This window comes from Reyranella sp. (assembly GCF_050185545.1).
In the GTDB taxonomy this organism is placed as follows: Bacteria; Pseudomonadota; Alphaproteobacteria; order Reyranellales; family Reyranellaceae; genus Reyranella.
The window spans coordinates 1-24,829 of sequence record NZ_JBFWZI010000018.1 but is presented as its reverse complement, the minus strand read 5'-3'; the positions used below and the strand labels follow the sequence as shown (position 1 = coordinate 24,829).

25 protein-coding genes, 1 tRNA gene and 1 pseudogene are annotated in these 24,829 nt (G+C 68.9%); 7 read left to right on the top strand and 20 right to left on the bottom strand.

The features are described 5' to 3' along the window. The first annotated feature begins 10 nt into the window (after positions 1–10). Complete coding sequence (mutL, locus tag AB7O82_RS07335) at positions 11–1,849, top strand: DNA mismatch repair endonuclease MutL (protein ID WP_428556209.1); 1,839 nt, start codon at positions 11–13, stop codon at positions 1,847–1,849. After that, positions 1,846–2,316 carry a hypothetical protein gene (locus AB7O82_RS07330; RefSeq protein WP_428556206.1) on the top strand — a complete coding sequence of 157 codons (471 nt, stop codon included), beginning with the start codon at positions 1,846–1,848 and terminating at the stop codon, positions 2,314–2,316. The genes mutL and AB7O82_RS07330 overlap by 4 nt, the downstream gene beginning before the upstream one ends. A 55-nt stretch (positions 2,317–2,371) precedes the next feature. Here AB7O82_RS07330 and AB7O82_RS07325 read toward each other — a convergent pair whose 3' ends face one another. The 10 genes and pseudogenes from AB7O82_RS07325 to AB7O82_RS07280 all read right to left on the bottom strand — a co-directional run bounded on the left by AB7O82_RS07325 (position 2,372) and on the right by AB7O82_RS07280 (position 12,199). After that, entirely contained in the window at positions 2,372–2,632 is a 261-nt protein-coding gene (locus tag AB7O82_RS07325) for a pilus assembly protein HicB (RefSeq protein WP_428619024.1), read from the bottom strand. After that, positions 2,629–3,066 (bottom strand): putative toxin-antitoxin system toxin component, PIN family, encoded by a 438-nt coding sequence (locus AB7O82_RS07320; RefSeq protein WP_428619022.1) that lies wholly within the window; start codon positions 3,064–3,066, stop codon positions 2,629–2,631. Before AB7O82_RS07320 ends, AB7O82_RS07325 begins: the two co-directional genes overlap by 4 nt. An 85-nt stretch (positions 3,067–3,151) precedes the next feature. Continuing rightward, positions 3,152–5,026 carry a glucans biosynthesis glucosyltransferase MdoH gene (mdoH, locus tag AB7O82_RS07315; protein WP_428619020.1) on the bottom strand — a complete coding sequence of 625 codons (1,875 nt, stop codon included), beginning with the start codon at positions 5,024–5,026 and terminating at the stop codon, positions 3,152–3,154. A gap of 82 nt (positions 5,027–5,108) precedes the next feature. Next, positions 5,109–6,434: pseudogene (locus tag AB7O82_RS07310) on the bottom strand (glucan biosynthesis protein); the annotation flags it as partial. A gap of 476 nt (positions 6,435–6,910) precedes the next feature. Beyond that, on the bottom strand, positions 6,911–7,519 hold the full coding sequence (locus tag AB7O82_RS07305; RefSeq protein WP_428548093.1) for a histidine phosphatase family protein: 609 nt from the start codon (positions 7,517–7,519) through the stop codon (positions 6,911–6,913). Beyond that, positions 7,516–8,079: a 16S rRNA (guanine(966)-N(2))-methyltransferase RsmD gene (gene rsmD / locus AB7O82_RS07300; RefSeq protein ID WP_428548096.1), complete on the bottom strand. Its 564-nt coding sequence runs from the start codon at positions 8,077–8,079 to the stop codon at positions 7,516–7,518. Before rsmD ends, AB7O82_RS07305 begins: the two co-directional genes overlap by 4 nt. Then, the gene (locus AB7O82_RS07295) at positions 8,079–8,864 is read right to left on the bottom strand and encodes a pseudouridine synthase (protein WP_428548099.1); all 786 of its coding nucleotides are present in this window, start codon (positions 8,862–8,864) and stop codon (positions 8,079–8,081) included. The genes rsmD and AB7O82_RS07295 overlap by 1 nt, the downstream gene beginning before the upstream one ends. Then, positions 8,861–9,577, bottom strand: a complete 717-nt coding sequence (locus AB7O82_RS07290; RefSeq protein WP_428548102.1) for a gamma-glutamyl-gamma-aminobutyrate hydrolase family protein — start codon at positions 9,575–9,577, stop codon at positions 8,861–8,863. The genes AB7O82_RS07295 and AB7O82_RS07290 overlap by 4 nt, the downstream gene beginning before the upstream one ends. A 220-nt stretch (positions 9,578–9,797) precedes the next feature. Continuing rightward, positions 9,798–11,060 (bottom strand): acyl-CoA dehydrogenase family protein, encoded by a 1,263-nt coding sequence (locus AB7O82_RS07285; protein WP_428548105.1) that lies wholly within the window; start codon positions 11,058–11,060, stop codon positions 9,798–9,800. An 11-nt stretch (positions 11,061–11,071) separates the two neighbouring features. Beyond that, positions 11,072–12,199, bottom strand: coding sequence for an acyl-CoA dehydrogenase family protein (locus AB7O82_RS07280; protein WP_428548108.1), 1,128 nt, complete (start codon positions 12,197–12,199; stop codon positions 11,072–11,074). 68 nt (positions 12,200–12,267) lie between these two features. On the opposite strand from AB7O82_RS07280, the gene AB7O82_RS07275 reads away from it, so the two are divergent. After that, positions 12,268–12,699 carry a nucleoside deaminase gene (locus AB7O82_RS07275; RefSeq protein ID WP_428548111.1) on the top strand — a complete coding sequence of 144 codons (432 nt, stop codon included), beginning with the start codon at positions 12,268–12,270 and terminating at the stop codon, positions 12,697–12,699. Between the two features lie 192 nt (positions 12,700–12,891). On the opposite strand, the gene AB7O82_RS07270 is transcribed toward AB7O82_RS07275, so the two are convergent. From AB7O82_RS07270 to queF, 4 genes are read right to left on the bottom strand one after another with little or no spacing between them, the layout of a single operon-like run. Beyond that, entirely contained in the window at positions 12,892–13,089 is a 198-nt protein-coding gene (locus tag AB7O82_RS07270) for a hypothetical protein (protein WP_428548114.1), read from the bottom strand. Beyond that, on the bottom strand, positions 13,090–13,611 hold the full coding sequence (locus AB7O82_RS07265) for a hypothetical protein (RefSeq protein ID WP_428548117.1): 522 nt from the start codon (positions 13,609–13,611) through the stop codon (positions 13,090–13,092). A 55-nt stretch (positions 13,612–13,666) separates the two neighbouring features. Then, complete coding sequence (gene queG / locus AB7O82_RS07260) at positions 13,667–14,836, bottom strand: tRNA epoxyqueuosine(34) reductase QueG (RefSeq protein ID WP_428548119.1); 1,170 nt, start codon at positions 14,834–14,836, stop codon at positions 13,667–13,669. After that, entirely contained in the window at positions 14,833–15,291 is a 459-nt protein-coding gene (gene queF, locus AB7O82_RS07255; RefSeq protein WP_428548122.1) for a preQ(1) synthase, read from the bottom strand. The genes queG and queF overlap by 4 nt, the downstream gene beginning before the upstream one ends. A gap of 28 nt (positions 15,292–15,319) precedes the next feature. Between queF and AB7O82_RS07250 the strand changes: the two genes are divergently transcribed. Together AB7O82_RS07250 and AB7O82_RS07245 are read left to right on the top strand one after the other, a co-directional pair. After that, the gene (locus tag AB7O82_RS07250) at positions 15,320–16,522 is read left to right on the top strand and encodes an FAD-dependent oxidoreductase (protein WP_428619017.1); all 1,203 of its coding nucleotides are present in this window, start codon (positions 15,320–15,322) and stop codon (positions 16,520–16,522) included. Between the two features lie 43 nt (positions 16,523–16,565). Continuing rightward, positions 16,566–18,137: an ABC transporter substrate-binding protein gene (locus AB7O82_RS07245; RefSeq protein WP_428548128.1), complete on the top strand. Its 1,572-nt coding sequence runs from the start codon at positions 16,566–16,568 to the stop codon at positions 18,135–18,137. 71 nt (positions 18,138–18,208) lie between these two features. Here the strand turns inward: AB7O82_RS07245 and AB7O82_RS07240 are convergent, their stop codons facing one another. Next, on the bottom strand, positions 18,209–19,024 hold the full coding sequence (locus AB7O82_RS07240) for an N-acyl homoserine lactonase family protein (protein WP_428548131.1): 816 nt from the start codon (positions 19,022–19,024) through the stop codon (positions 18,209–18,211). 169 nt (positions 19,025–19,193) lie between these two features. Between AB7O82_RS07240 and AB7O82_RS07235 the strand changes: the two genes are divergently transcribed. Further along, positions 19,194–19,463, top strand: coding sequence for a hypothetical protein (locus AB7O82_RS07235; protein ID WP_428548134.1), 270 nt, complete (start codon positions 19,194–19,196; stop codon positions 19,461–19,463). An 83-nt stretch (positions 19,464–19,546) separates the two neighbouring features. Here AB7O82_RS07235 and AB7O82_RS07230 read toward each other — a convergent pair whose 3' ends face one another. The 5 genes from AB7O82_RS07230 to AB7O82_RS07210 all read right to left on the bottom strand — a co-directional run bounded on the left by AB7O82_RS07230 (position 19,547) and on the right by AB7O82_RS07210 (position 24,457). Further along, a complete protein-coding gene (locus AB7O82_RS07230) occupies positions 19,547–20,236 on the bottom strand; it encodes an aspartate/glutamate racemase family protein (protein ID WP_428548137.1) in 690 nt (229 codons plus the stop codon). A 23-nt stretch (positions 20,237–20,259) separates the two neighbouring features. Beyond that, a complete protein-coding gene (locus AB7O82_RS07225) occupies positions 20,260–20,889 on the bottom strand; it encodes a glutathione S-transferase family protein (RefSeq protein ID WP_428548140.1) in 630 nt (209 codons plus the stop codon). 1 nt (position 20,890) lies between these two features. Next, a complete protein-coding gene (locus tag AB7O82_RS07220; protein WP_428548143.1) occupies positions 20,891–21,760 on the bottom strand; it encodes an NAD(P)-dependent oxidoreductase in 870 nt (289 codons plus the stop codon). A 338-nt stretch (positions 21,761–22,098) separates the two neighbouring features. After that, positions 22,099–22,995 (bottom strand): hypothetical protein, encoded by an 897-nt coding sequence (locus AB7O82_RS07215; protein ID WP_428548146.1) that lies wholly within the window; start codon positions 22,993–22,995, stop codon positions 22,099–22,101. Positions 22,996–23,011: 16 nt separating this feature from the next. Beyond that, positions 23,012–24,457: an L-lactate permease gene (locus tag AB7O82_RS07210; RefSeq protein WP_428548149.1), complete on the bottom strand. Its 1,446-nt coding sequence runs from the start codon at positions 24,455–24,457 to the stop codon at positions 23,012–23,014. A 192-nt stretch (positions 24,458–24,649) separates the two neighbouring features. Here AB7O82_RS07210 and AB7O82_RS07205 point away from each other — a divergent pair. After that, a tRNA-Thr gene (locus tag AB7O82_RS07205) sits at positions 24,650–24,725 on the top strand. Positions 24,726–24,829 lie beyond the last annotated feature (104 nt).

The window sequence follows — 24,829 nt, the reverse complement described above, 5'->3', positions numbered from 1 at the left end:
TCGGCGCTTCATGAGTGTGCGACCCCAACAAGCCCTGAGGCGTCTTCCGTCGACCCTGGTCAACCGCATCGCCGCCGGCGAGGTGGTCGAGCGGCCGGCCAGCGCGGCCAAGGAGCTGGTCGAGAACGCCATCGACGCCGGCGCGCATCGCATCGTCGTCAGCCTGAAGGAGGGCGGCCGCACCTTCCTGTCGGTGGTGGACGACGGCGTCGGCATGACCCGCGACGAGCTCGAGCTCGCGGTCGAGCGGCATTGCACCTCCAAGCTGCCCGACGACGATCTTGACGACATCCGCACCCTGGGATTCCGCGGCGAGGCCCTGCCGTCGATCGCCTCGGTGAGCCGCATGACGGTCACCTCGCGCCCGGCCGGCGCGGAGACGGCATGGTCCCTGGAGATCGACGGCGGCGCCAGGGGCGAGCCGCGGCCGGCGGCGCATCCGTTCGGCACGCGGGTCGAGGTGCGCGATCTCTTCTTCGCCACGCCGGCGCGGCTGAAGTTCCTCAAGGAGCCGCGCACCGAATCGGGCCACGTTGCCGATGCGCTGCGCCGTCTGGCGATGGCCCATCCCGCCATTGGTTTCCGTCTCGACAGCGACGAGCGCACCCTGATCGACCTGCCGCCGGCGGCGCCGTCGCTGATCGAGAAAAAGGACGCGAATGGGCGGGACGCGGGCCGCCTGGCTCGTCTCGGCGCCATCATGGGCCGCGAGTTTGCCGACAACACGGTCGCTATCGACGCCAACCGCGAGGGCTTCCGGCTCACCGGCTTCGCCGGCCTGCCGACGCTCAACCGGCCGACCAGCCAGCACCAGTACCTGTTCGTCAATGGCCGGCCGGTGCGCGACAAGCTCCTGGTCGGCGCGGTGCGCGGCGCCTATCAGGACTTCCTGGCGCGCGATCGCCATCCCTTGGTGGCGCTGTTCCTCGAGGCGCCGACCGGGATGGTCGACGTCAACGTCCATCCCGCCAAGACCGAGGTGCGTTTCCGCGACGCCGGCATCGTGCGCGGCCTGATCGTCGGTGCGCTGCGCACGGCGCTGGCGGCGGCCGGCCATCGCGCCAGCACGACGGTGGCCGATGCCGCGCTCGGCGCCTTCCGCCCGCACACCGGCCAGGCGCTGGCGCTGCCGATGGGCGCCAGCCGGTCGGTATCCCTGCCGCCGCGCGGTCTCGCCGAGGCAGCGGCGCAATTCATGGCGCCGCTCGGACAGCCCTCGGCGCGGATCGAACCGGCGGCCGAGCAAGCCGCCAACGGCAACGGGGCCGCCTATCCGTTGGGCGTGGCGCGCGCCCAGCTGCACGAGACCTATATCGTGGCCCAGACTGCCGAAGGCGTGGTGATCGTCGACCAGCACGCCGCGCACGAGCGGCTGATGCACGAGCGCCTGAAGGACCAGCTCGAGACCGACGGCATCAAGCGCCAGGCGCTGCTGCTGCCCGAGGTCGTCGAGGTGGGCGAGGACGGCGTGCGACGACTGGCCGGCCGGATGGGCGAGCTCGCCGACATGGGCCTGGTGCTGGAGCCCTTTGGCGTCGGCGCCGTGGTGGTGCGCGAGACACCTGCCGTGCTGGGCGAGCTCGATGTCCAGGGCTTGGTGCGCGATCTCGCCGACGAGCTCGCCGAGCTGGGTGACCACCTGTCGCTCAAGGAAAAGGTCGAGGAGGTCTGCGGCACGCTTGCCTGCCACACCTCGGTGCGCGCCGGCCGGCGGCTCAGCGTCGAGGAGATGAACGCACTCTTGCGCCAGATGGAGGCGACGCCGCATTCGGGCCAGTGCAATCACGGCCGGCCGACCTACGTCGAGCTGAAGCTCGCCGACATCGAGCGCCTGTTCGGCAGACGATGAAGCGCCTTCTTGCCGTGGTGCTGCTGCTGGCGGGCGCCGTCACGGCCAATGCCCAGACGCGACCGGCCACGGCGCCGCCGGCGGCAACCTCGCCCGACGGGACGGCGGCACCGGTTTCGCCGCTCGACGGCCAGTGGCGCGGCCGGAGCGATGGCGGCTCGTGCAACGCCCCGCTCGATTTCGTGCTCACCATCGAGAACGGCTTCGTCGACGGCTCGGCCTACGACACCACCGCGCACGGCCCCGTGCCCAACCAGCGCAAGGGGCCGCCGCCGGCGCCGACGCCCAGCCTGTGGCAGATCCACGGCCTCGCCAAGAGCTCGGGGTCGTTCTCGCTGGTCACCGTCGCCTCGGTGAAGGCCGCCGACCGCCGTTCGGGCAAGCTCACCGTCCGCAGCGAGGGCGGCGGCCTGGTGATCAGCGAAACCACCGGCTGCCGCCGCACGGCCCGGCTGGCGCGGGGATAGCATCAGACGATTTCAATGACCTGCGAGGAATCGCCTTCCAATCCTGGAGCTGGACCTAGCCGCGTTCGTCACCAGGCCGGGGTGGCTGTGTGCCGGCGCGGCGCAGGATCGAGAGGCCGCGCTTCGCGTTGCTCAGCTCGCCACGCTCTTGGAAGAAGGCGGCCGCGGAAAGGCTGCCGATCTTTTCGACAACCGCCGCGGCCATCCACGCGCTCTCACTGACTCCATCTTCACGCGCCAGTGCCGACACCCGCCTCTTTATGGAGATTGGCAGGGTGATCGAGACGCGTCCCTTGCCTTTGTTGGTCACAGTCATCTTCGTTGTCTCCGTTCGATCTCTCGAAGCACCTCGCGCGGTACGGCAATCTTCAGCTCATTGAAACGATTGTGAGCAGGCGCGAAGTGTCTTGCATTGAAGGTTGCCAGAATGTCGGCCTGACCGTTCACGGCCGCTTCCAGGACCATTTCGTCGGCGGCGTCAGCCAGTGTCGGCCGCCACAGGAAATGGATCTCGACCGGCTCGATAGCGCTGGCAAGATCCGTAAAGAGATTTGTCATCTCTCCCTTGTTCAGGGCCGCGAGGGCCAGGATGTCCGGTCGAAAGGCAACGGACTCGTATTCCAGGAACAGTGCCACCGATGCCAAGAGCGTAAGGCGATCCTCGAAGGCCAGTTCGAGCAGACGGCGGCTCGCCCCAGTCGGGCTTATCAAACCTGCAATGACGACATCCGTGTCGAGGACAACGCGCATGCACTACTACGCATCATGCATGCAGCATGTCAAGGTGCGGCATATATGCAGCCACTGAAACAGTCTCCCCAAAGCCGCAGCGGTCCTAGTGACTGATCGCGAGGGTCGCTTCGGCGCGCTCCTCCGGAGTGAGGAACAGGCGCAGCCGTCGCGCCGCGAGGCCCAGGGTGCGGCGGCTGGAGAGGACCGCGAGCGGCACCGATAACAGCAAGCCGATGACCACGGGAAGGATCCACGGCACGTAGTCGGGCACGATCGCGCCGAGCGCGACCAGCGCGGCGAGGCCGAACAGCACGTGGCCAATGTGGCGTGTGAGTGCCTGGCGCCAGTCCATGCCGCGATCGCCGCGCGCCTGCGGCGGCCAGCCCACGGCACTGCCGGCCAGGATGCGGATCAGGAAGGTGGTGTGGAACAGCATCATCACCGGGGCGAGCAGCGTGGAAAAGCAGGTCTCGGCCACGAAGCTCAGCATCAGGGCGATGCGGCCGCCGAAGCGGCGCGCGCTGCGCGTCGAGCCGAAGCGCAGGATCAGCGCCAGGAGCTTGGGGCCCAGCAGCAGGCCGATCGTCAGGCCGAGCAGCCCGTGGATCTCCGGCCAGTGATACTGCGGCCATTGGGGAAAGAGCGTGCGCGTCGGCCCGAAGAAGATGTCGCCGGTTATCCGCTGGTCGACCACCATGGCCGAGCTCAGCATCAGCATGGCGAGCCACAGCGGCGAGGCAAGATAGGCGAAGATGCCCAGGCCGAGATGCAGGCGGCTCATCGGATGCAGGCCGGGCTTGCCGATCAGCCGGGCATGCTGGAGGTTGCCCTGCATCCAGCGGCGGTCGCGCACGGCATAGTCGAGCAGGTTGGTCGGCAGCTCCTCGTAGCTGCCGCGCAGCTCGGGCAGCATCCAGCAATACCAGCCGCCGCGGCGCAGGAAGGCCGCCTCGACGAAGTCATGGCTCAGGATCTCGCCGCCCAGCGGCGGCCGTCCCGACAGCACCGGCAGCCGGCAGCACTCGGCAAAGGCCTTCACCCGCAGGATGGCGTTGTGGCCGAAGTAGTTCGATTCGCTGGTCTGCCAGAAGCTGAAGCCCATCGACAGCAGAACGCCGACGAGCCGGGAGGAGAATTGCAGCGCCCGGGCGAACAGGGTCTCGCGCCCGGCCGGCACAGTGTGGGTCTGGATGAGGCCGGTGTGGGGATTGGCCTGCATCAGGGCCGCCAGCCGCACCATCGTGTCGCCGTGCAGGAGGCTGTCGGCGTCGAGCACGATCATGAAGGCGTAGGCGTGCCCGCGCGTCTCGACCCATTCGGCGACGTTGCCGGCCTTCTTGCCGGTGTTGCTGGGTCGCCGGCGATAGAACAGGCGCGGGCCGGCGTCGAGCCGCTCGCGCAGGCCTGCGTAGGTGCTCTCCTCCTCGCGCGCCAGATCGGCCTTGTTGGTGTCGCTCAGGATGAAGAAGTCGAACGTGTCGAGATGGCCCGTGTCCTGCAGCGAGCGGTACATGACGGAGATGCGCCCCGACACTTCCTCCGCATCCTCGTTGTAGACCGGGATCAGGATGGCGGTGCGCTCCGTGAGCGGCGGGATCGGGCCGTCGGCCGGACCGTGCCGCCTCAGGGTCACCGGGTGGCGCCGCAACAGGCCGAGCAGGAAGCCCAGGAAGCCGCTCCAGAAGGAGAGCGCGATCCAGGCGAAGAGTAGCGCGAAGCAGGGCAGGAAGATCGGCTTCAGGATGTCGGGCCCGCGCGCCGCCACGATGCGCCACATCAGAGCGAGCCCGACAGCGGTGGTTGCCAGCACCAGGATGAGCACCAGCCGACGCCGCCAGCGTGCCCGGCCGGCAAAGCGGTCGAGCTGCCACGCCGCGGTTGCGCTCGAATTCGCATGCTCTTCTGGACCGCGGGCGTCTCGCCCGCTCAAGGTCGTGAGCGGGCGTGTCGCCCGCGGTACAGAAGAGCGTCCCCGCATGGCCCGTCCCGCACGGCCGGTACTGGGTGGGCCAGGTTTCGGTGAGGCGGGCGCCCTGCAAGGTCAGCGCGGCGCGTATGTCGACCGGATTCTTGCCCTCCGGCTCGAAGTCGATGAACAGGCGCCAGCTTCTTTTCCATGGCAGGGCTTCGACGTAGGTCCGGCTGACCTTGGCGTTTGTCAGCGCGACGTCGGACGCCAGCGGTTGTTGCGGCCCCAACGCCCCGAGCCTGCCGCCGGCGAACTCGATCACCATGCGGCGCTGCTTGGGTGCGGAGGGCACGAGGCCCGTGCGGGTGGCGACGACGCGGCCGGCAGGCGACAGGGCGGTGTCGTCCGTGAGGGAGGTCAGCCGGTAGGCGTAGTCCCTGCGATCGCCCTTGCGCGCGGGCTGCCGCGCCACCCAGAACGCCGCGATGTTGTCGTTGGTTTCCGCCTGGCTAGGGATCTCGACCAGCCGCACCTCACCGTCGCCCCAGTCGCCCATCGGCTCGACCCACAGGCTCGGCCGCGCCTCGAGCTGGGTGCCGGTGTCCTGATAGCGGTCGAAATTGCGCTCGCGCTGCATCAGGCCGAAGCCCTTGGGATTGCGATCCTGGTAGGCGGAGACAGCCAAGGCGCCGGGATTGCTCAACGGCCGCCAGATGCGCTCGTCCTTGCCGGTCGACAGGTACAGCCCGTCGGCATCGTGGATTTCCGGCCGGTAGTCGTCGCGCGTCGGCTGCGCCTTGCCGGAGAAGTACATCGAAGTGAGCGGCGCGATGCCCAGCACCTGCACGTCATTGCGCATGTAGAGGATGGACCTTGTCTCGATCACCGTGCGGGCGCCCGGCCGGATCGTGAAGGAGAAGGCTCCCGCCGCGCCGGGCGAATCGAGCAGCGCCCACACCGTGAGCTCCTTGGCGTCGGGCGCGGGCTTGAGCAGCCAGAAGATGCGGAACAGCGGGAACTCCTCGGGTTTGCCGCCGATGCCGGTGTCGATGGCAAGCCCGCGCGCCGAGCTGCCGTAGACCTGGCCTCGCCCGATGGCGCGAAAGTAGCTCGCGCCCAGGAAAGCCGCGACCTCGTCGAACTTGTCGGCGCGGTTGAGTGGATGCAGCAGGCGAAAGCCCGCCAGTTCAAGCTTGCGCGGCGGCTCCTTCAGGCCAGTGTCCGAGAAATCGAACTGGTCGGGTCCGATCGCCAGCGGCGTGACCTTGTCACCGTCGACCATGACGATCTGCACGGGCTTTTCGTAGATGAAGCCGGCCGGAAAGAATTCCACGCGGAACGGGCTCTCGACGTCCTGCCACAGCGCCCTGCCGGGCCTGGCCCTGAGCGCGCGGTAGCGGTCGTAGTCGAGACGCCGCATGTCGCCCTCGATCGATGCCGGCTCCTTGTACGGCTCGGCGGCGAGCTTGGCGGCCATCTTCTCGACGCCCTCGAAGGACGACGGCATGCCCTGGCCGGATGCCGCAGACCAGATCGATGACAGGAGGAAGAAGAAGAGGAGAAGGGGGAAGGGACGTGCCGGCCGCATGCTGGCGGAAGAACGAGGTTCGTCGACGACGGTTGCACGGCTTGGAGATGCCTGCGCGCTCGGGCCGCGGCCCCAATGAGTGCTCGCTTTGGCCTCACCCTGAGGAGCCGCGCCCGGCGCGGCGTCTCGAAGGGTGGGCAACACCATCGACGCTGCGATCCGACTCGTTTCACGATGATCCTGTGCGGTCCATCCTTCGAGAAGGCCGCTACGCGGCCTCCTCAGGATCAGGACGTTGTCGAGACCCAGCTTGTTGGTTGGCGCTCCGGGCCAGGGGCCCCCACCACGTTGGTGCGTTGCACGGAAAGATCACAGCGCGTCCAGACCAGTCACGCCAGCGAAGCCGACCGAGGCGGCTCGACCAGTCATCCGCAGACGATGCGGTCCTCGCGGCCGGCGAGCAGGCGGAAGAAGGCGTCCTGCGGCTTCTCCAGGACGAACATCGCCCGGGCGTCGAGGCCGAGATTGAGGCCGCGCAGGACGGCACCGCTGACGCCGTGACCGACGATCACCGTGCGCACGCCGGAGGCGGCGATCTCGGCCAGCACGGCGGCCGAGCGGGCGCGCAGCTCGGCGTGGGTCTCGCCACCGGGCGGGCAGTAGCCGTGCGGGTCGGCGCGCCAGTCGGCCAGCGCCGTCGGATGGCTGATCTCGATATCCTTCCAGCTGAGGCCTTCCCAGTCGCCGTAGCCCAGCTCGACGAGACGCGGGTCGTCGCGCCATTGGCCGGCGTCGAGGCCGATCTCACGGCCGATGATCTCGGCGGTTTCGCACGCCCGGCCGAGCGGGCTGCGCAGAAATACCGTCGGCCCCGTGGCGCCCTCGAGCTCGCGCCCGAGGGAGCGGCCCATCGCCTCCGCCTGCAGGCGTCCGCGCTCGGTCAGCTTGGAATCGCGCAGGCCCTGCATGCGCCGCTCGGTATTCCAGGCGGTCTCGCCGTGACGCAGCACGTAAAGCGGAATGGTCAGGCTCATGACGTCTTTCGCAGGATCACGATCTTTGCCGCACCATAGCGGCGTTCGTCGATTGCTTCGAAGCCCGGCGGCGCCTCGAAATCCTCATTGTGCGCCAGCTCGATCGTGGCGATGGCCCCGGGGGAGAGCCAGCCTGCGGCGTCGAGGGCGGCGAGCGCCGGCGTGGCCTGGCCCGAGCGATAGGGCGGGTCGAGGAAGACGAGATCGCAGGCAGCCTGCGCCGGCGGTGGGCGCGTGGCATCGCCACGCACGACCCTGGCGGCGCCGGTCTCGCCGAGCTTGTGCAGGTTCTCGCCGATCGCGCGGATCGCCCCGGCATCCTTGTCGAGGAAGGTGGCATGGGCCGCGCCTCGGGACAGCGCCTCGATGCCGAGCGCGCCGGATCCGGCAAAGGCATCGAGCACGCGCGCGTCGATCAGGGGCGATGTGCCGCGCCAGCTGGCGTGCATCAGGATGTTGAACAGCGATTCGCGGGCGCGGCTCGCGGTCGGGCGCACGCTCTGCCCCTCCGGTGTCGACAGAGGCCGGCCGCGATGCTTGCCGCCGATGACGCGCAGCATCAGGCCCGCCGCTTCTTCGCCTTGGTCGCGGCCTTGGGTTTCGCCCAGCCCTGCTTGCGCCGCGGCGGCTCGAGGCCCAGCAGATTGTCGAGCGCCTGCGGCGGCACCTCTTCCACCTGCTCGCGTTCGAGCTCACCCAGGTAAAACGGCCCGAAGGCGACACGGATCAAACGCATCACCGGCAGGTCGAGATGGGCGAGCACGCGGCGCACCTCGCGGTTCTTGCCTTCGGTGAGGGCGATCTCGAGCCACGCATTGGTGCGCTGCTGGCGCTCGAGGCGGGCCTGGATGGCGCCGTAGCGCACGCCCTCGAGGGTGATGCCGTTGGCCAGCCCGGCAAGCCGCGCCGGATCGACTGTGCCGTGCACGCGCGCGCGATAGCGCCGGATCCAGCCGTTGGCCGGCAGCTCCAGCCGGCGCGCCAGGCCGCCATCGTTGGTCAGCAGCAGCAGGCCCTCCGACATGAAATCGAGGCGGCCCACCGTGACCACGCGCGGCAGGGTCTTGGGCAGCGAGTCGAAGATGGTTCGCCGTCCCGCGGGATCGCGCGCCGTCACCAGCTCGCCGGGCGGCTTGTGGTAGCGCCACAGGCGGGCGCGGTCGGCGTCGGGCAGCGTCTTGCCGTCGACCTCGATCACGTTGCGATCGGTGACGGTGAAGGCGGGCGTCTCGAGCACCTTGCCGTCGACCTTGACGCGGCCGGCGGCGATCCAGCGTTCGGCGTCGCGCCGCGAGCACAGGCCGGCGCGGGCCAGGCGCTTGGCGATTCGTTCCGGCTCGCTCACGTCGCCGCGGCCGCCCCCAGGAAGGCGCGAAACAGCCGGGCATCGCCTTCGGAGATCAGGAACTCGGGATGCCACTGCACGCCGATGCAGAAACGATAGCGCGGCGCCTCGATGCCCTCGATCACGCCGTCGGGGGCGGTGGCGTTGACCACGATCCCGGCGGGCGAATCGGCCGCCGCCTGGTGATGGGCACTGTTCACCTCGAGCTCGTCGGCGCCGACGATGCCGTGCAGCCGGGTGCCGCGCGCCACCGTCACCAGGTGGCCCGGCTCGTTGCGCGGATTGGGCTGCTCGTGCGCCAGCGCGTCGGCCACCGCGTCGGGGATGTGCTGGATCAGCTTGCCGCCCAGCACGACGTGCAGCAGCTGCTGGCCGCCGCAGATGCCGAGCACCGGCATGTTGCGGTCGAGCGCCCCCCGTGTGACGGCGAACTCGAAGGCGGTGCGGCGATCCTTTGTGACGACGGTGGCGTGGGCCGGTCCGCCGCCATAATAGGACGGGTCGACGTCGAAGGCGCCGCCGGTCACCACCAGCGCATCGAGGCGCTCGAGATAGTCGCCGACGCGGTCGGGCTCGTGCGGCAGCGCGACCGCCAGGCCGCCGGCAGCGTCGATCGCGTCGAGATAGTTCTGGCGCAGCGCATACCAGGGAAATTTCGAGTAGCCCCCCGGCTTTTCCGCATCCAGGGTGACTCCTATGAGGGGACGAGGCATCCGCTCAAGATACGCGCGCCGGACCGCGCGCGCCACTCATGGTCTTCCGGACCGCGGGCGTCCCGCCCGCTCATGTTCTTCTGGACCGTGGGCGTCCCGCCCGCTCATGCACTCCCAGATCGCGGGCGTCCCGCCCGCTCATGCACTTCCGGATCGCGGGCGTCCCGCCCGCTCATTGTCAATGATTCATGAGCAGGCGAGACGCCCGCGGTCCGGAAGATCATGAAGTCGACACGATGTTCCGCGGCACGTCGCGGAACGGCTTGTCGGTGTCGACGCTGGGCTCCTTGGGCATCTTGAGCACGCGCTCGGAGATGATGTTGCGCTGGATCTCGTCGGTGCCGCCGGCGATCGAGGTGGCGGGGACGGAGACCAGGATCTCGGCGATGACGCCCTCCATCGGGCTGTCCTTGCCGCGCAGCAGGGCGTCGGCGCCGGTGATGTAGGTGTGGACGCGCGCCGCCTGGCGAGCGACGTGGCTCGACACCAGCTTGCCGAGCGAGCCCTCGGGGCCCTGCGGGCGACCCTGCTCCTGGGCGGCGCGGGCGCGCCGGGCGGTCCATTCGGCCGTCTTCGACATGATGAGCAGCTTGGCGATCTCCTGGCGCACCACCGGATCATCGATCTTGCCGGTCTCCCGGGCGCGCGCGAGCACCAAGTCGACGCGGCCGGCGCGCTGCGGGTACCACTTGTAGGGCTCCATGGTCGTGGCGACCTCGGCCCGTTCCTCCTCGTAGATGCGGCCCTTGCGGTCCGAACCGGTCGCCCAGCTGCGCAGGCCGTCGGCGCCGCGCCGCTCGTGCATCAGGGTGGTGGTCGCCACCGTCCAGCCGTCGCCCACGTCGCACACCATCATCTCGGGCTCGACGATGGCGTCGGTGAAGAACACCTGGTTGAACGAGGCGTGGCCGTTCATCTGCTTAAGCGGATGGACCTGCACGCCGGGCTGCTTCATGTCGAGGACGAAGTAGGCGAGGCCCTTGTGCTTGGGCACGTCCCAGTTGGCGCGCGCCAGCAAGAGCCCCCAGTGCGCCTTGTGGGCGCTGGTGGTCCACACTTTCTGGCCGTTGATCACCCACTGGTTGCCGCGCCGGTCGGCGCGTGTCACGGCGCCCGCCATGTCCGAGCCGCTGCCCGGCTCGGAGAACAGCTGGCACCAGGTGTCCTCGCCCGTCAGGATCCGGCGCAGGAACTTCTCCTTATGGAAGTCGGTGCCGTGCGCCAGGATGGTCGCGGCGGCGAGCGTGCGGATGCCCGCCTTGGCGACACCGACCGCGCCCACGCGGGCGAACTCCTCGTCCACCACGGCGTTCATCGCCACCGGCAGGTCGCGGCCGTACCACTGTTTGGGCCAGTGCGGTGCTCCCCAGCCCGATTCGATCAGCTTGGTGCGCCATTCGATCAGCCCGTACTCGGGGTTCCAGTTGGCTTCCAGCCACGCGCGGACCTCGGCGCGGACCTGGGCTTCGTCGTGTTCGCTCATGGTCCTGTTCCTCAGTGCTTCCAGTGCCGCATCATCTGCTCGCGATGCCAGTTGGCGTCGCCGAACAGGATCTCCGAGCTCTTGGCCCGCTTGAACCAGAGATGCGTGTCGTTGTCCCAGGTGAAGCCGATGCCGCCATGCATCTGCACGGCATGGATCGCGGTCTGCAGGTACGCTTCCGAGGCCGACGCCTTGGCCAGCGCCGCAAGCGCCGGCAGCTCGTCGTCGCCTTCGTCGAGCGCGGCGGCCGCGTAGTAGGCCGCCGACTTCGCCATCTCGACGTCGACCAGCATGTCGGCCGCCTTGTGCTTGGTGACCTGGAAGGAGGCGATCGAGCGGCCGAACTGCATGCGCATCTTGGTGTAGTCGAGCGCGTCCTGGCGCAGCCGGTCGGCGCCCCCCACCATCTCGTTGGCGAGGCAGATCACCGCCTGCTGCATCGTCCTGTCGAAGGCGGCGGCTGCCTTGCCCGGCTCGCCGAGCGGTTGGGCCTCGACCGAGGCGAACTGCAGGCGCGCGAGCTTGCGGGTCTCGTCCATCGTGTCGAGTCGTTGGCGCGACAGGCCGGCCGCATCACCCGGCACCGTGAAGAAGGCCAGGCCGTCCTCGCCCTTGGTGCCCGCCAGGCGCGCCAGCGCGACGATCAGATCGGCGGTGTGACCGTCGAGCACGAAGCTCTTGGTGCCGACCAGCCGCCAGACGCCACCGGATTGCGTCGCCGTCATCGCCACGCCGGCGGCGTCGTTGCGTCCACTGGCGCCGCTGACCGCGAGCGTCGCGGTCTTGCTGCCGTCGGCGAGGGCCGGCAGCAGGGCGCGCTTCTGCTCCTCGCTGCCGGCGTTCTGGATGGCCATGGCGGCCAGCGCCGTCGACAGGAACGGCGCGCAGAGCAGGCTGCGGCCCATCTCCTCGAGCACGATGCCGAGCTCACCGAAGCCGAAGCCTTGGCCGCCAAATTCCTCGGGGATTTGGATCGCCGTCAGGCCGAGCTCCGTATTTAGCCGCTGCCAGCTGTCGCGCTCCCAGCCCGCATCGGTCGCCATCAGGCGGCGCACCTCCTTGGTGGGCGAGCGGGCTTCGAGCGCGCGGCGCAGGCCGGCGCGGAACTCCTCCTGCTCGGGCGTGAAGCTGAATCGCATGGCATACTCCTCCCACTCGTGTTGACGCCATTTTCCTCCTTATGACCGGCCCGACAAGACCGTCGCCCATGGAACGCGCGCTCGCCGCGGCGCGTGCAGCCGCTGTGCGGGGGGAGGTTCCGGTCGGCGCCGTGATCGTCGGTCCCGACGGCGCCGTGCTCGCCGAGGCGGGCAATCGGACCGAGGAGGATCGCGACCCGACTGCCCATGCGGAGATGCTGGCAATCCGTCGGGCGGCGGCGATGCTCGGCGCGCCGCGCCTGGTCGATTGCGATCTCTACGTTACCCTCGAGCCCTGTCCGATGTGCGCCCAGGCGATTTCCTTCGCCCGCATCCGGCGACTTTATTGGGGCGCCGGCGATCCCAAGGGTGGCGGCGTCGAGCACGGCCCGCGCCTGTTCGACCAGCCCTCGTGCCATCACCGGCCGGAGCTCTATCCCGGTCTCGGCGAGAGCGAGGCAGCGGAGCTGTTGCGCGAGTTCTTCAGGGAACGGCGGTGACATGCTGCCCGCGATCTGCTGGCTCTGCTGGCCGCTGGCGCGGAGCTGGCAGCTCGTCGGCTTGGCGCTTGTGACGGCGAGGGCCTCATCCGGACCGCGGGCATCTTGCCGCTCATGATTCTGAGCGGGCAAGATGCCCGCGGTCCAGAAGAGGTCGCTCACAACCGGGAGCCGCCCCTTTGCCACCCGCCCTCAAGGGCGATCGCGCTCTCCGAGGTCACGCTGAACCTCCACCAAGGCCTGCGGATCGACCAGCAGGCCTTGTCGCTCGTAGCGCTTGCGGGTGCGGCTGAAGCGGACGACGACTGCGCACTTGGCGCTTTTCGCCTTGACGCGGCGTGTCAACAGCGCATCGCCCGCCGCCAGGAATTCCAGATCATCGAGACCCATTCAGCGCAAACACGCCGGTCCGGCATTCTCCATGATCAGCATGCCACCGCCATTGCCGCAGCGGTGACAGGTCCAATCGCTGTTCCAGGGCAGGATCACGACCAGCTCGGGCGCCTTGCTCGCTTTCTCCGCCAGACGCTCACGCTTCCTCTCCGAAAGGACCTTCGATACCCAGTGTGTCCTGTAGGGTCTCTCGATCGTCGGGTCGCCGTTCTGGCTGAAGCGCAGAGTCTGGCGTTGCGATGTGCGCGCAATGTAATGGGTCTCGCTGGGGAACAATCCCTTCGCGGTGGCCCACGACCGGAAGGCCTTCATCGCCTCGGAGATGCGCGGCAGATTGCTCTGGACGACGCGCTCGAGGCAGGGGACCCGCCCGAGCCGCCAGAGCTTGACCGCTCCCGGATCGAGCCAACCCATGCGGACGAGGACGTCGATGGCGCTCACATAGTGCTGGGCGGCCAAGGCGGCCCCGGCAGCCTCGGCGACGCGGTCGGCGAGAGGACGGCGGTTCTTCCGGCTCATGGCGACATGATGCGCCGGTCCGCCGAAGCCGCAAGACCGTTCATCGCAGGCTGCTTCACGCGGCAGCCAGCCATTCGGCGCGCACTTCGGGGTTCCGCTCGTGGCTCGAATGCCGCCGATCGGCAACCTGATCCGGCGCGAGCCGCGCCAGCGCCCAAACCGCCGCGCCGCGCACCAGGGGGGAGGGGTCCTCGAGCAGCCGCTCGATCGCCGGCAGGGCGATTGCCGGCGCGGCGCTGTTGCCCAGCGCATAGGCGACGTTGCGGACGAAGCGGTCGCGGCCGATGCGCTTGATGGCGGTGCCGGCGAAGCGGCGGCGGAAGGTCTCGTCGTCGAGCATCGCCAGCTCGACGAGCGACGGCGCGTCCAAGGCTGCGCGCGGCGCGAGCGCGGCCTCGCGCGCCAGATGCGCATACTTGTTCCACGGGCACACGGCCAGGCAATCGTCGCAGCCATAGATGCGATTGCCGAGCAGCGGGCGCAGTTCTCGATCGATCGGGCCTTCGTGCTCGATCGTCAGGTAGGAGATGCAGCGCCGGGCATCCAGTCGATAGGGCGCCGGAAAGGCGCGCGTCGGGCAGATGTCGAGGCAGGCATGGCAGCTGCCACAATGGTCCGTCTCGGGCGCGTCGGCCGGCAGCTCGACCGAGAGCAGGATCTCGCCCAGGAACAGCCACGAGCCGAACCGGCGCGACACCAGGTTGGTGTGCTTGCCCTGCCAGCCCAGGCCGGCCGCCTCGGCCATGGGCTTTTCCATCAGGGGCGCGGTATCGACGAAGACCTTCAGCTCGTGCTGGTAGGTGTCCCAGATGAATCGCCCGAGCGCCTTGAGCTTGCTCTTCAGGACCTCGTGATAGTCGCGCCCCTGGGCGTAGACGGAGATGGCCGCGCGCTCGCGCGACTCGAGAACCGCCAGCGGGTCGACCGCGGGGGCGTAGTTCACGGCGAGCGATACCACCGTCCTGGCGTCGCGCCACAAGGTCTGCGGATCGCCGCGCGCCGCCGTGCGCTCGCCGAGCCAGCCCATGTCGCCCTGCCATCCGGCATCGACGAAGTCGGTGAGACGCTGCAGGCGCAGGCGCCGCGCATTCTCCGTCAGGGCAGCCGGCGCGAAGCCGATGGCGTCGAAGCCCAGCCGCGAGGCCTCGGTGCGGATCGCATCGCGCAGTTCGACCGGCGTTGCCGGGCGCGGCAGGCGTTTGGGCCTGGGCGGAGTGCGTGTCATCCTCGCCCGCGATACGGCGCCACGCCCTGGTCGGGCAGCCACAATCCCTTGGGCGGCTCGGCGGTCTGCCAGAACACGTCGATCGGCATGCCGCCGCGCGGATACCAGTAGCCGCCGATGCGCAGCCAGCGCGGCGCCAGAACCTTGGCGAGGCGCCGTCCGATCGCCAGCGTGCAGCCCTCGTGAAAGTCGGCATGGTTGCGGAAGCTGCCGAGGAAAAGCTTCAGCGACTTGCTCTCCATCAGCCTGGCCCGCGGCGCATAGTCGATGACGAGATGGGCGAAGTCGGGCTGGCCCGTCATCGGGCAGAGGGTGGTGAACTCGGGCGCCGTGAAGCGCACGAGATAAAGCTCCCGTGGCATTGGATTGGGCACCGTCTCGAGCACCGCCTTGTCCGGCGATTCGGGGAGCTTTGCCGGCCGGCCGAGCTGGCGAAGATGTGGGTATCTGGACATGGCGCCATCATATGCTAAGCGGGCCGCCATGACTTACCGCGTCGCCGTCATCGGCGCCGGCCCGTCGGGCTTGTATGCCGTCGACGGGTTGTTGCGCGCCAATCCGGATCTGCATGTGGACATCATCGAGCGTCTGCCGACGCCGTTCGGCCTGGTGCGCGCCGGCGTGGCGCCCGACCATCAGGGCACCAAGGCGGTGGTCCGCCAGTTCGATCGCCTGCTGGCGCTGCCCGACGTGCGCTTCGCCGGCAATGTCGAGGTCGGCCGCGACATCACGTGGGACGAGGCGTGCGAGGCCTACGACGCGGTGATCGTCGCCACGGGCCGGGCGATCGATCGCAAGCTCGGCATCCCGGGCGAGGATCTGCAGCAGCCGTGGGGCCCGCTTGTCTGGGGGTCCTGGCGCTTCGTCGCGTGGCTGAACGGTCATCCCGATTTCCGCGTTGGTCCCGATCTCTCCCAGGTCAGATCGGTGGCCGTGATCGGCAACGGCAATGTCGCGCTCGACGTTGCACGGGTGCTGGCGAAAAGCGCGGACGAAATGGCCAGGAGCGACATCGTGCCCGAGGCTGCGGCCGCGATTGCCGCCGCACCGCTCGGCGACATCCATGTCATCGGCCGACGCGGCCCCGAGCATGCCTCGTTCACCGGCAACGAGCTCGCCGAGATGGGCCGACTGGCGCGCGTCGTGGCGGTGACCGATCCGACTGACCTGAACGTCGCACCACCAAGCTCCGACCCAACCCCCGAGCGTCTGCGCAAAGCCAGGAACCTCGAGATCCTGAAGGGCTTCGCCACGCACCAGCCTGGATCGAAGCCGATCACTCTGCACTTTCGGTTCAACGCCGTGCCGCTCGCCTTCCGGCCGGGCGAGGTCGAACTTGCGACCGCCGGCACGCTGCCGGCCGACCTGGTCGTGACCTGCATCGGCTACGACGGCGAAGCGTTCCCGCGGCAGGAGGGCGTCTTCCCCGTTGGCTGGGCGCGGCGCGGGCCGACCGGCACCATCCCGACCAATCGGACTGAGGGTCACGCGGTGGCCAAGGAGGTCTTGGCGTGGCTCGAGGGGCGCGATCCCAAGAGCGGTCCCGACATCCTGCCGGCGGCGATCGACGTCGCCGGCTGGCACCGCATCGACAAGCACGAGATCGCGGCCGGGGCGCCGCTCGGCCGGCCTCGCGTGAAGTTGACGGACTGGGCAGCGCTGTTGGCAGTCGCGCAAGGCGACTGATCGCTCTATTGTCGCTCCAGTCCGGGGGGACTGGAGGGATTTCATGGTGTTTCCGAGTCGTCGTGCCGTTCTCACGCTTGCCGCCGCGCTGGCCTTCGCCGCGCCGGCCGCTGCGCAACAGACGCTCAGGGTGGCGTTGCATTCGGATCTCAAGATCGTCGATCCGGTGTGGACCACGGCGCTGATCTCCACCCATCACGGCTACATGATCTACGACACGCTGTTCGCGCTCGACGAGAAACTCGAGGTCAAGCCGCAGATGGTCGACAAGTGGGAGGTCTCGCCCGACAAGCTCACCTGGACCTTCACCCTGCGCGACGGGCTGGAATGGCACGACGGCAAGCCGGTGACGGCCGAGGATTGCGTCGCCTCGATCAAGCGCTGGGGCGCCAAGGATTCGATGGGCCAGAAGCTCATGGGCGTCGTCGCCGACCTCTCCGCGCCCGACGCCAGGACCATCAAGATGGTGCTGAAGCAACCCTACGGACTGGTGCTGCAGACCCTCGGCAAGTCGAGCTCGAACGTGCCGTTCATGATGCCGAAGGCTGTCGCCAGCACCGATCCCAACACCCAGATCACCGAGTCGATCGGCTCGGGCCCGTTCATCTTCAAGAAGGACGAGTGGAAGGCGGGCGAGAAGGCGGTCTACGTCAAGAATCCGAAGTACAAGCCGCGTGCGGAGCCCGCCTCCGGCCTCGCCGGCGGCAAAGTCGCCAAAGTCGATCGCGTCGAATGGATCACTATTCCAGACCAGCAGACCCAGGTGAATGCGCTGCTCGGCGGCGAGGTCGACCTGGTCGAGATCGTACCCCCCGACCTGCTGCCGCTGCTGGCCAAGGAAAAGAACATCAAGACGACGATCGTCAACAAGGCGGGCCGCCAGTACGACATGCGGTTCAACACGCTCACCAAGCCGTTCGACAATGCCAAGGTGCGCCAGGCCGTACTCTATGCGCTGTCGCAAAAGGAGTTCCTCGAGGCCAATGTCGGCAATTCCGAATTCTATCGCGAGTGCAAGTCGGTGTTCCCGTGCGGCTCGCCGCTCGAATCGACCAAGGGCTGGGATGACAAGCTCACGGGCAACGTCGCCAAGGCCAAGGAACTGCTCGCCGCCTCGGGTTACGACGGCACGCCTGCGGTGCTCCTGCACCAGACCGACACGGCCGGTCACAACAACCTCGCCACCGTTGGAAAGGCCCAGCTCGAGAAGATCGGGCTCAAGGTCGACCTGCAGCCGATGGACTGGCAGACCCTGGTGACCCGACGCGCCAAGAGGGATCCGCTCGACAAGGGCGGCTGGAGCGTCTTCTTCACGTCGTGGGGCGCTCCCGACATCCTCAATCCGGTGTCGGCCGCCTACATCAACGCCTCGTGCGACAAAGCCACCTTCGGCTGGCCCTGCGACGAGACGATCGAGAAACTGCGTGACGCCTTTGCGACCGAATCCGATCCGGCCAAACAGAAGGCGATCGCCGAGCAGGTCCAGCTTCGCCTGCTCGAGTATCCGACTTTCGTGCCGCTCGGCCAGTTCACCACGCCGACCGCGCACCGCGCCAACCTCTCGGGCCTCCTGCACACGCCGTCGCTGGCGCTGTGGAACATCGAGAAGAAGTAGTCTCATCGGACCGCGGGCGTCTCGCCCCCTCATGTCTCTGAGCGGGCGAGAAGCCCGCGGTCCGGAAGACGTCAGTCCAGCCTGACTGCGATGCCTTCCAGCCCGGGCTTGGACACCGGGAAGCGCTTCATCACCTCGGCATCGTGGCCGGGGATCACCATCTCGACGCGGCCGTCGGCGAGCTTCTGGAGCTTGTCGTAGCCCGCCAGCATGTCGGCGACGGAGTAGACGATCGCGAACAGCTTCCTGTCCCGGATGCCCCAGTAGTAATGGCTGGCGTCGGAAGCCAGCACCAGCCAGCCGTTGCGTGTCATCACCCGCACCGACTGCATGCCCAACGTATGGCCGCCGATCAGGTGCACGGAGAGGCCGGGCTGGATCTCCTCGTCGCCGTCGTGGAATACCACGCGCTGGCCATAGACCGCGCGCACCATGCCGACGATGTCCTCGACCTCGAAGGCGTGGCGGAACGGGCCGTGGCAGACGTGCCGACCGGTGGCGAACTGCATCTCCTTGTCCTGGAGATGGAAGCGCGCCTTGGGGAAGCGGTCCCAGTTGCCGACATGGTCGTAGTGCAGATGGGTGATGACGACGTCCTCGACAGTCCTGGCGTCGATGTCGAGATGGCCGAGCAGGTCGGCCGGATTGGTCTTCACCTCGCGGCCGCGCTTCTGGCCGACCTGGGCGTTGAAGCCGGTGTCGATGACCACCGGCTTGCCGCCGATCGCGCGGTTGCCGCTCTCGTCGAGCGGGATCGCCACCCAGACGAAGTAGTCCATCGGAAAGTCTGCGTCGTGCGGGTCCGGCGTGATCTGCACTTCCCAAGCCTTGCGCGGCAGGTGGGCATATTTGATCGCATGCACCTCATAGATGGGTGTCGAACGCATTAATGTTTCCTTCCCGATGGGTATGACGCGGGAGGGTAGCAAGAAGGCCGGCCGCCACGCTATAGTACGTGGATGGCCCCACGGGACCTCCTTGGCCGGCGAATTAGCACCCCGGTTTGCCCTGCAAACCGGACCGTCGCTGTTCGCCTGTCCTCAAGGGAGTCGTTTCATGGCCGCCGCGCCTTCAACCGCCGTTCTGGCGCTCAAGCGTAATCACTCCACCATCCGCTACTGCTTCGAAGCCGACGCCGAGCCCGCCGTGCTGCCGCGCGCGCTCGAGCTGCTCGCCAAGCGCGGCCTCGTGCCGGCGCGCGTCTTCGCCCAGGCCGATGACGATCTTCTGTCGGTCGAGATCGAGGTCGAAGGCCTCGCCACCGATGTCGCCGACCATGTCGGCCGCTGCCTGTCGCAGATCGTCGGGGTGAGGCAGGTGTTCTAGTCTTCCGGATCGCGGGCGTCTCGCCCGCTCTTCATCATGAGCGGGCGAGACGCCCGCTGTCCGGAAGATGTTCCATCTCGCCGTCACCGGCTCATCAGCCGGTCGACGATGGCCTCGATATGCAGCCGCGCCACGTCGATCGCGGGGAATCCGGCATTCGCCTCGTCGAAGATCACGGCGAGGTCGGTGCCGGCGAGCAGGATCGCCTCGACGCCGTCGCGCCGCTGCAGGTCGGCCGCGATGCGGCGCAGGCCCGCGGTGTCCGCGTCGTCGCCCTGCTGGGTGTCGAGCAGGCGCTGGTAGGCTTTGCCGACGAAGGCGATCTCGTCGGGCTGCGGCTTCACGATCTCGACGTCGGGAGCATGCCTGGCGAGCTGCCCCCACAGGCTGCCTTCCATGGTGAAGGTCGTGCCGAACAGCGCCACGCGGCGAAGCCGGCGCGCGCCGAGCTCGGCGCCGATCGTCGCCACGATGTCGATCATCGGCAGGGCCGAGCGGGCGACGATGCGGTCGATGCAGATGTGCGGTGTCACGGCGGGCAGCGCCGCGGCCGTGGCGCCGGCGCGCGCCAGCCGCTCGATGAAGCCCAGCAGGTAATCGGCCAGAGCATCGAGCTGGCCCGCGCGCACGAAGCCCTGGCCCCTGTCGACGTCGGCGTGGACGAACACGAGATCGGGCACCACGCTCAGCGCTTTGCACCGCGCAGTGATGCGTTCGTAGTAGTCGACCGTGGCGCCGACGCCGAGCCCGCCGACGATGCCGACACACGCCATGATATTGCTCCCCCTCGCGGGTTTCAGGCCGGGAAGTTGCGCTTCCAGACCTCGGCGAGCTCGGGCACGTGGTCGATGCGACGGGCGATGGCGAACAGGTGAGGTGCCTCGCTCTCGAACCAGCCGCGCTTGGGCCGCCAGCGCGTCATGATGCCGATGTAGATGTCGAGGGCGGAGAAGCGCTCGCCCAGGAACCACGGGCTTCCCGCCTCGCCATCGACCTGGTGCCACAGGCGCAGCGCATAGGCGTCGACGGCGGCGCGGAACGGTTCGCGCCCCGCCTCGACCGCGACGAACCGCGACGGGTCGTCGGCGTAAGTGAAGGTCGGATAGACGTTGGCCACCAGGAACACCAGCCAGCGCAGGAACTTCGCCCGTTCCGGCGCCTGCGGCGGCGGCACCAGCGAGTCCTTGCCGGTGATGTCGGCGAGCAGCAGCGTGATCGCCGCGCTCTCGCTCATCACGCTGCCGTCGGGCATCACCAGGGTCGGCACCTGGGCCAGCGGATTGACCTTCTCGAGCCGGGCGCGCGCGTCCGGCGACTTGAACAGATCGTCGACCGGCTCGAAGGTGAAGGGCAGCCCGTACCACGCGAGCTGGGCCTCGACGATGGCCGACCCCCAGCCAGCCCGGCCGTAGAGCTTGTAGGTCATGTCACGCCCTTTGCAGCAGGTCTATCAGGCTGCACGTATCCCAGCGATTGCCGCCGCGCGCCTGGACGCGGGCGTAGAACTGGTCGACCAGCGCGACCAGCGGCACCTGCGCCTTGGCGCGGTTGGCCTCGGCGATGGCGATGCCGAGATCCTTGCGCATCCAGTCGACGGCGAAGCCGAACTCGAACTTGCCCTCGACCATGGCCTTCCAGCGGTTCTCCATCTGCCAGCTCTGCGCCGCGCCCTTGGAGATGGCGCTCATCGCCTTGTCGAGGTCGAGGCCGCTCCGCTGGCCGAGATTGATCGCCTCGGCGAGACCCTGGACGATGCCGGCGATGCACATCTGGTTCATCATCTTGGTGAGCTGGCCGGTGCCCGGCCCGCCGATCAGGGTGATGGCACGCGAATAGGCGTCGGCCACCGGCCTGGCCTTGTCGAACGGCGCCTGCTCGCCGCCGCACATCACGGTGAGCTGGCCGTTCTCCGCGCCCGCCTGGCCGCCCGATACCGGCGCGTCGATGAAGTCGATGCCGCGCTTCTTGCCTTCGGCATGCAGCTCGCGGGCGATGTCGGCCGAGGCCGTGGTATTGTCGAACAGGATCGCGCCGGGCGCCATGCCGGCGAAAGCGCCGTTCTCGCCCAGCACGACGGCGCGCACGTCGTTGTCGTTGCCGACGCAGGAGAACACGATCTCGCGGCCGGCCGCCGCCTCCTTCGGAGTCCGGGCCGCCGTTCCCCTGTGCTTGGCCGTCCACGCCTCGGCCTTGGCGAAGGTCCTGTTGTAGACCACGACGTCGTGCCCCTTGGCGGCCAGATGCCCCGCCATCGGAAAGCCCATCACGCCCAGACCGAGAAATGCCACCTTGGCCATTTGTCCTCTCCCGCGAAGATGATTTAGCCGCGGATCATAGGGCCAATCCGGCGCGATGCCAGCGCAGCGACTCATGCCTTCCTCCCCAGCTTTCGCTGGGGAGGTGTCGCGGTCATACGGCGACCTGCCTTCGCCGAAGCGAAGCCGCTTCGGCTTCGGGCAGGCAGGCGGAGGGGTCATGAATCATGCGGACCGCGGGCGTCCCGCCCGATCATCATCAGCATCGTCGTCGTGATTCATGAGCGGGCGGGACGCCCGCGGTCCGGAAGAGCCATGACCCTCCGTCCCGCGATGACGCGGGACACCTCCCCAGCGATGACGCTGGGGAGGAGGATGAGCTAACTCACGAAGCTCAACCCCGGCACGACGCTCTTCAGCCAGTCCTGCGTGCCCGACACGCGCGCGAAGAAGGACTGCGAGCCATAGGTGTCGCCGGTACCGTTTGCGTTGACGCCGGCGATCGCCCACAGGCCACCCACCAGCAGCCACGCCGAGCCGCCGCTGTCGCCCGAGCCGAGGATGCCGTCGAGCCGTCCGGCGCCTTCGTCCTCGCGGCGCAGGGAGACGGCGAGCCAGTTGCCGGCATCGGCGTCGGCGGGCGGTGGCTGGACGGCCTCCATCACCTCGGCCACGATGTTCTCGGCGGCGGCCTTGCCGGGCAGGCCGTCGTAGATCGCATCCTCGCCGGCCGAGCCGATGCCGCGGCCGCCGAAGCCCACCATGACGATGCGCTGGCCCCGCTCGTGCCGGCCGCCATAGAGGCTGGGCGGCGCGCCGCCGTCGCCGATCGGGCCGTCGAGCCCCACGACCGCCATGTCGTAGCCGGTGCGCTCCTCGTTGTCCCAGGTGAACAGCGGATGAAAGACGATGCCGGTGCCGTGGCGCACCGCGCCGCCCGGCGTGCGATAGACATACTGCTCGGCCGAGCCGCCGCGCTCGAAAACGTGGGCCGCGGTCAGGATCTGCGCGCGGTCGCCGACATTGCCGAGCCAGGTGCCGGAGGCTGCGCCCCAGGTCTCGCCCTCATCGTCCGACAGGGCGATGACGCCGGCGAATTGCGGCTGGCTGCCCAGCGCCACATGGGCGCGAAAGCCCGCGCTTTCCTTGTCGGGACCGCCGCCCTCGGCCTGCCATGTGCTGTCGAGGATGATGACGGCGCCGGCCGGCCGAACCAGGAAGGCGGGCAACGGTGCAGCGAGGAGGCCGCCGAGGGCGCGACGACGGGACAGTCTCATGGGCGTACCGGGAGGATCAGGCCAGGAGGATCAGAATTGCGCCGACACCCGTCGACAGGGCGGGCAGCGCGAGCGGCCAGGCGCGGCGATAGAGCTCGGCGTCCGACGTGGCAAGGGCGAGCAGGGCGGCGCCCATCGAGACGCGGATCGGCGACAGCATGGTGAGGTTGGCGCAGACGCTGTTCTGGACCGCGGCGATCCACGCCGGGTCGACGGCAACGGCGCGGGCGAGCGCGGTCACCATCGGCATCAGCATGGCATTGGCCGCCGCGGCGCCGCCCGTGAGGAAGCCGCCGACGCCGGCGAACAGCGGCACGGCAGCGACGGCGTCGCGTCCCGCCGTGGCGCGCAGCGCCTCGGCGATTGCCTGGGCCATGCCGGTGCCGACATAGAACTCGGCCATGACGACGAACAGCAGGGTGACGAAGCATGACCGCCACGCGGCGCGCGCCGTCTCGCCGAGCACGCGGCCGAGCGGTGCGCGCGCCAGCACCACCACGACGAGCCCGATCGAGACCAGCCAGAAGCTGGGGGCATAGAGCGGCGCGAAGGCGGGCTGGTTGTCGAACGGGCGGATCGCCCACAGGGGCTTCAGCACGTCGCGCAGCGGCGGTACCAGGCGCGTGGCGCAGAGCGCCAGGGTGAGCGCGACATAGGGCGCCTGGGCGCGGAGCGTGGCGGCGAGCCGCGCGCCGTCGGGCCGTTCGTCGCGCCAGAAGCGCAGCGCCAGCAGCACCGCCGTCGCGGCGGCGCCGGCGATTTCGACGTCGCTGTAGAAGTTGAACAGCCAGACCAGGGCGAGCAGCAGCGCCGTCCACAGCGCGTCGTCGACCTTCTGAAAGAGGGGCACCGCGACGCCCGCGTCGCGCGCGAAGCGCCAGTAGAGCACCAGGTAGAAGACGTGGATCGGCACCTGCAGCACGGCCGAGCCGAGGCCGAGCTGGTTGGGCGTGAGCCCGGCCAGGGCGGCGCCGACCGTGGTGCCGATGGCGAGCGCGCCCCACGGCACCAGCGACTGGCTGTAGAGGCCGAGGACCAGGGCTGGCAGGCCGCCCAGCCCGAGGCGGCGCAGCGCCACCAGCGCGAGGATGTAGCCGATGCCGAACCCGGTCACCGCCTCGGCGAATGGCGCCAGCAGGAAGCACACCGACCACAGCCGGCGCGGATTGGCCGGCAGGGCGGCGCCGTTGGCCGCCGCACCGCGCGCCTGCAGGCAGCGGTGGAAGAACATGCCCGAGGCGATGATGGCGATCACGTGCCACGACAGCCACAGCCCGGCCGAGGTCTCGCGCACGAACAGCACCCCGATCTCGCCGCCGCGTCCGGCGTCGGTCAGCAGGGTGACCGAGGCGGCGAGGGTGGCCGACAGTCCAGCCAGCCCGGCGACCAGCGCGCTCGCCCGGCCCGACGCCAGGAGGCCGATGACGATCAGGAGCGGCAGCAGAGCGAGCAGGGTGGTCATGGGGCGCGCACTCTATCGCGCACCGCCGCGAGATGATCTCGCCCGAGCCACGAGTTTTTCCTATCCTCGCCCGCAACGATCCGCGCCCTCGTGGCCGGTTCGTGACAGGGACTTGGTGGCTCCGGAGGCCCTCCCGGGCGGGCCAGATCGCCGCTTGCGCGAGAGGGGTCTTTCCCCTAGAACCCGCGCCGTGCCCCGATAGCTCAGCTGGTAGAGCACGTCATTCGTAATGATGGGGTCGGCGGTTCGATTCCGTCTCGGGGCACCATATTCCCTACAATCGATATCCCAGACCGTCAGGCAAAGTCCGGACGGTTTAAGTATTACAGGAATTTTTCCCGACGTGCCTTCCGGGGACGGCCTAGGAAATCC

Coding starts and splice junctions, on each gene's coding strand:
- mutL (WP_428556209.1), top strand. CDS start 11: ATGAGTGTGCGACCCCAACAAGCCCTGAGGCGTCTTCCGTCGACCCTG.
- AB7O82_RS07330 (WP_428556206.1), top strand. CDS start 1,846: ATGAAGCGCCTTCTTGCCGTGGTGCTGCTGCTGGCGGGCGCCGTCACG.
- AB7O82_RS07325 (WP_428619024.1), bottom strand. CDS start 2,632: ATGACTGTGACCAACAAAGGCAAGGGACGCGTCTCGATCACCCTGCCA.
- AB7O82_RS07320 (WP_428619022.1), bottom strand. CDS start 3,066: ATGCGCGTTGTCCTCGACACGGATGTCGTCATTGCAGGTTTGATAAGC.
- mdoH (WP_428619020.1), bottom strand. CDS start 5,026: ATGCGGGGACGCTCTTCTGTACCGCGGGCGACACGCCCGCTCACGACC.
- AB7O82_RS07305 (WP_428548093.1), bottom strand. CDS start 7,519: ATGAGCCTGACCATTCCGCTTTACGTGCTGCGTCACGGCGAGACCGCC.
- rsmD (WP_428548096.1), bottom strand. CDS start 8,079: ATGCTGCGCGTCATCGGCGGCAAGCATCGCGGCCGGCCTCTGTCGACA.
- AB7O82_RS07290 (WP_428548102.1), bottom strand. CDS start 9,577: ATGCCTCGTCCCCTCATAGGAGTCACCCTGGATGCGGAAAAGCCGGGG.
- AB7O82_RS07285 (WP_428548105.1), bottom strand. CDS start 11,060: ATGAGCGAACACGACGAAGCCCAGGTCCGCGCCGAGGTCCGCGCGTGG.
- AB7O82_RS07280 (WP_428548108.1), bottom strand. CDS start 12,199: ATGCGATTCAGCTTCACGCCCGAGCAGGAGGAGTTCCGCGCCGGCCTG.
- AB7O82_RS07275 (WP_428548111.1), top strand. CDS start 12,268: ATGGAACGCGCGCTCGCCGCGGCGCGTGCAGCCGCTGTGCGGGGGGAG.
- AB7O82_RS07270 (WP_428548114.1), bottom strand. CDS start 13,089: ATGGGTCTCGATGATCTGGAATTCCTGGCGGCGGGCGATGCGCTGTTG.
- AB7O82_RS07265 (WP_428548117.1), bottom strand. CDS start 13,611: ATGAGCCGGAAGAACCGCCGTCCTCTCGCCGACCGCGTCGCCGAGGCT.
- queG (WP_428548119.1), bottom strand. CDS start 14,836: ATGACACGCACTCCGCCCAGGCCCAAACGCCTGCCGCGCCCGGCAACG.
- queF (WP_428548122.1), bottom strand. CDS start 15,291: ATGTCCAGATACCCACATCTTCGCCAGCTCGGCCGGCCGGCAAAGCTC.
- AB7O82_RS07250 (WP_428619017.1), top strand. CDS start 15,320: ATGACTTACCGCGTCGCCGTCATCGGCGCCGGCCCGTCGGGCTTGTAT.
- AB7O82_RS07245 (WP_428548128.1), top strand. CDS start 16,566: ATGGTGTTTCCGAGTCGTCGTGCCGTTCTCACGCTTGCCGCCGCGCTG.
- AB7O82_RS07240 (WP_428548131.1), bottom strand. CDS start 19,024: ATGCGTTCGACACCCATCTATGAGGTGCATGCGATCAAATATGCCCAC.
- AB7O82_RS07235 (WP_428548134.1), top strand. CDS start 19,194: ATGGCCGCCGCGCCTTCAACCGCCGTTCTGGCGCTCAAGCGTAATCAC.
- AB7O82_RS07230 (WP_428548137.1), bottom strand. CDS start 20,236: ATGGCGTGTGTCGGCATCGTCGGCGGGCTCGGCGTCGGCGCCACGGTC.
- AB7O82_RS07225 (WP_428548140.1), bottom strand. CDS start 20,889: ATGACCTACAAGCTCTACGGCCGGGCTGGCTGGGGGTCGGCCATCGTC.
- AB7O82_RS07220 (WP_428548143.1), bottom strand. CDS start 21,760: ATGGCCAAGGTGGCATTTCTCGGTCTGGGCGTGATGGGCTTTCCGATG.
- AB7O82_RS07215 (WP_428548146.1), bottom strand. CDS start 22,995: ATGAGACTGTCCCGTCGTCGCGCCCTCGGCGGCCTCCTCGCTGCACCG.
- AB7O82_RS07210 (WP_428548149.1), bottom strand. CDS start 24,457: ATGACCACCCTGCTCGCTCTGCTGCCGCTCCTGATCGTCATCGGCCTC.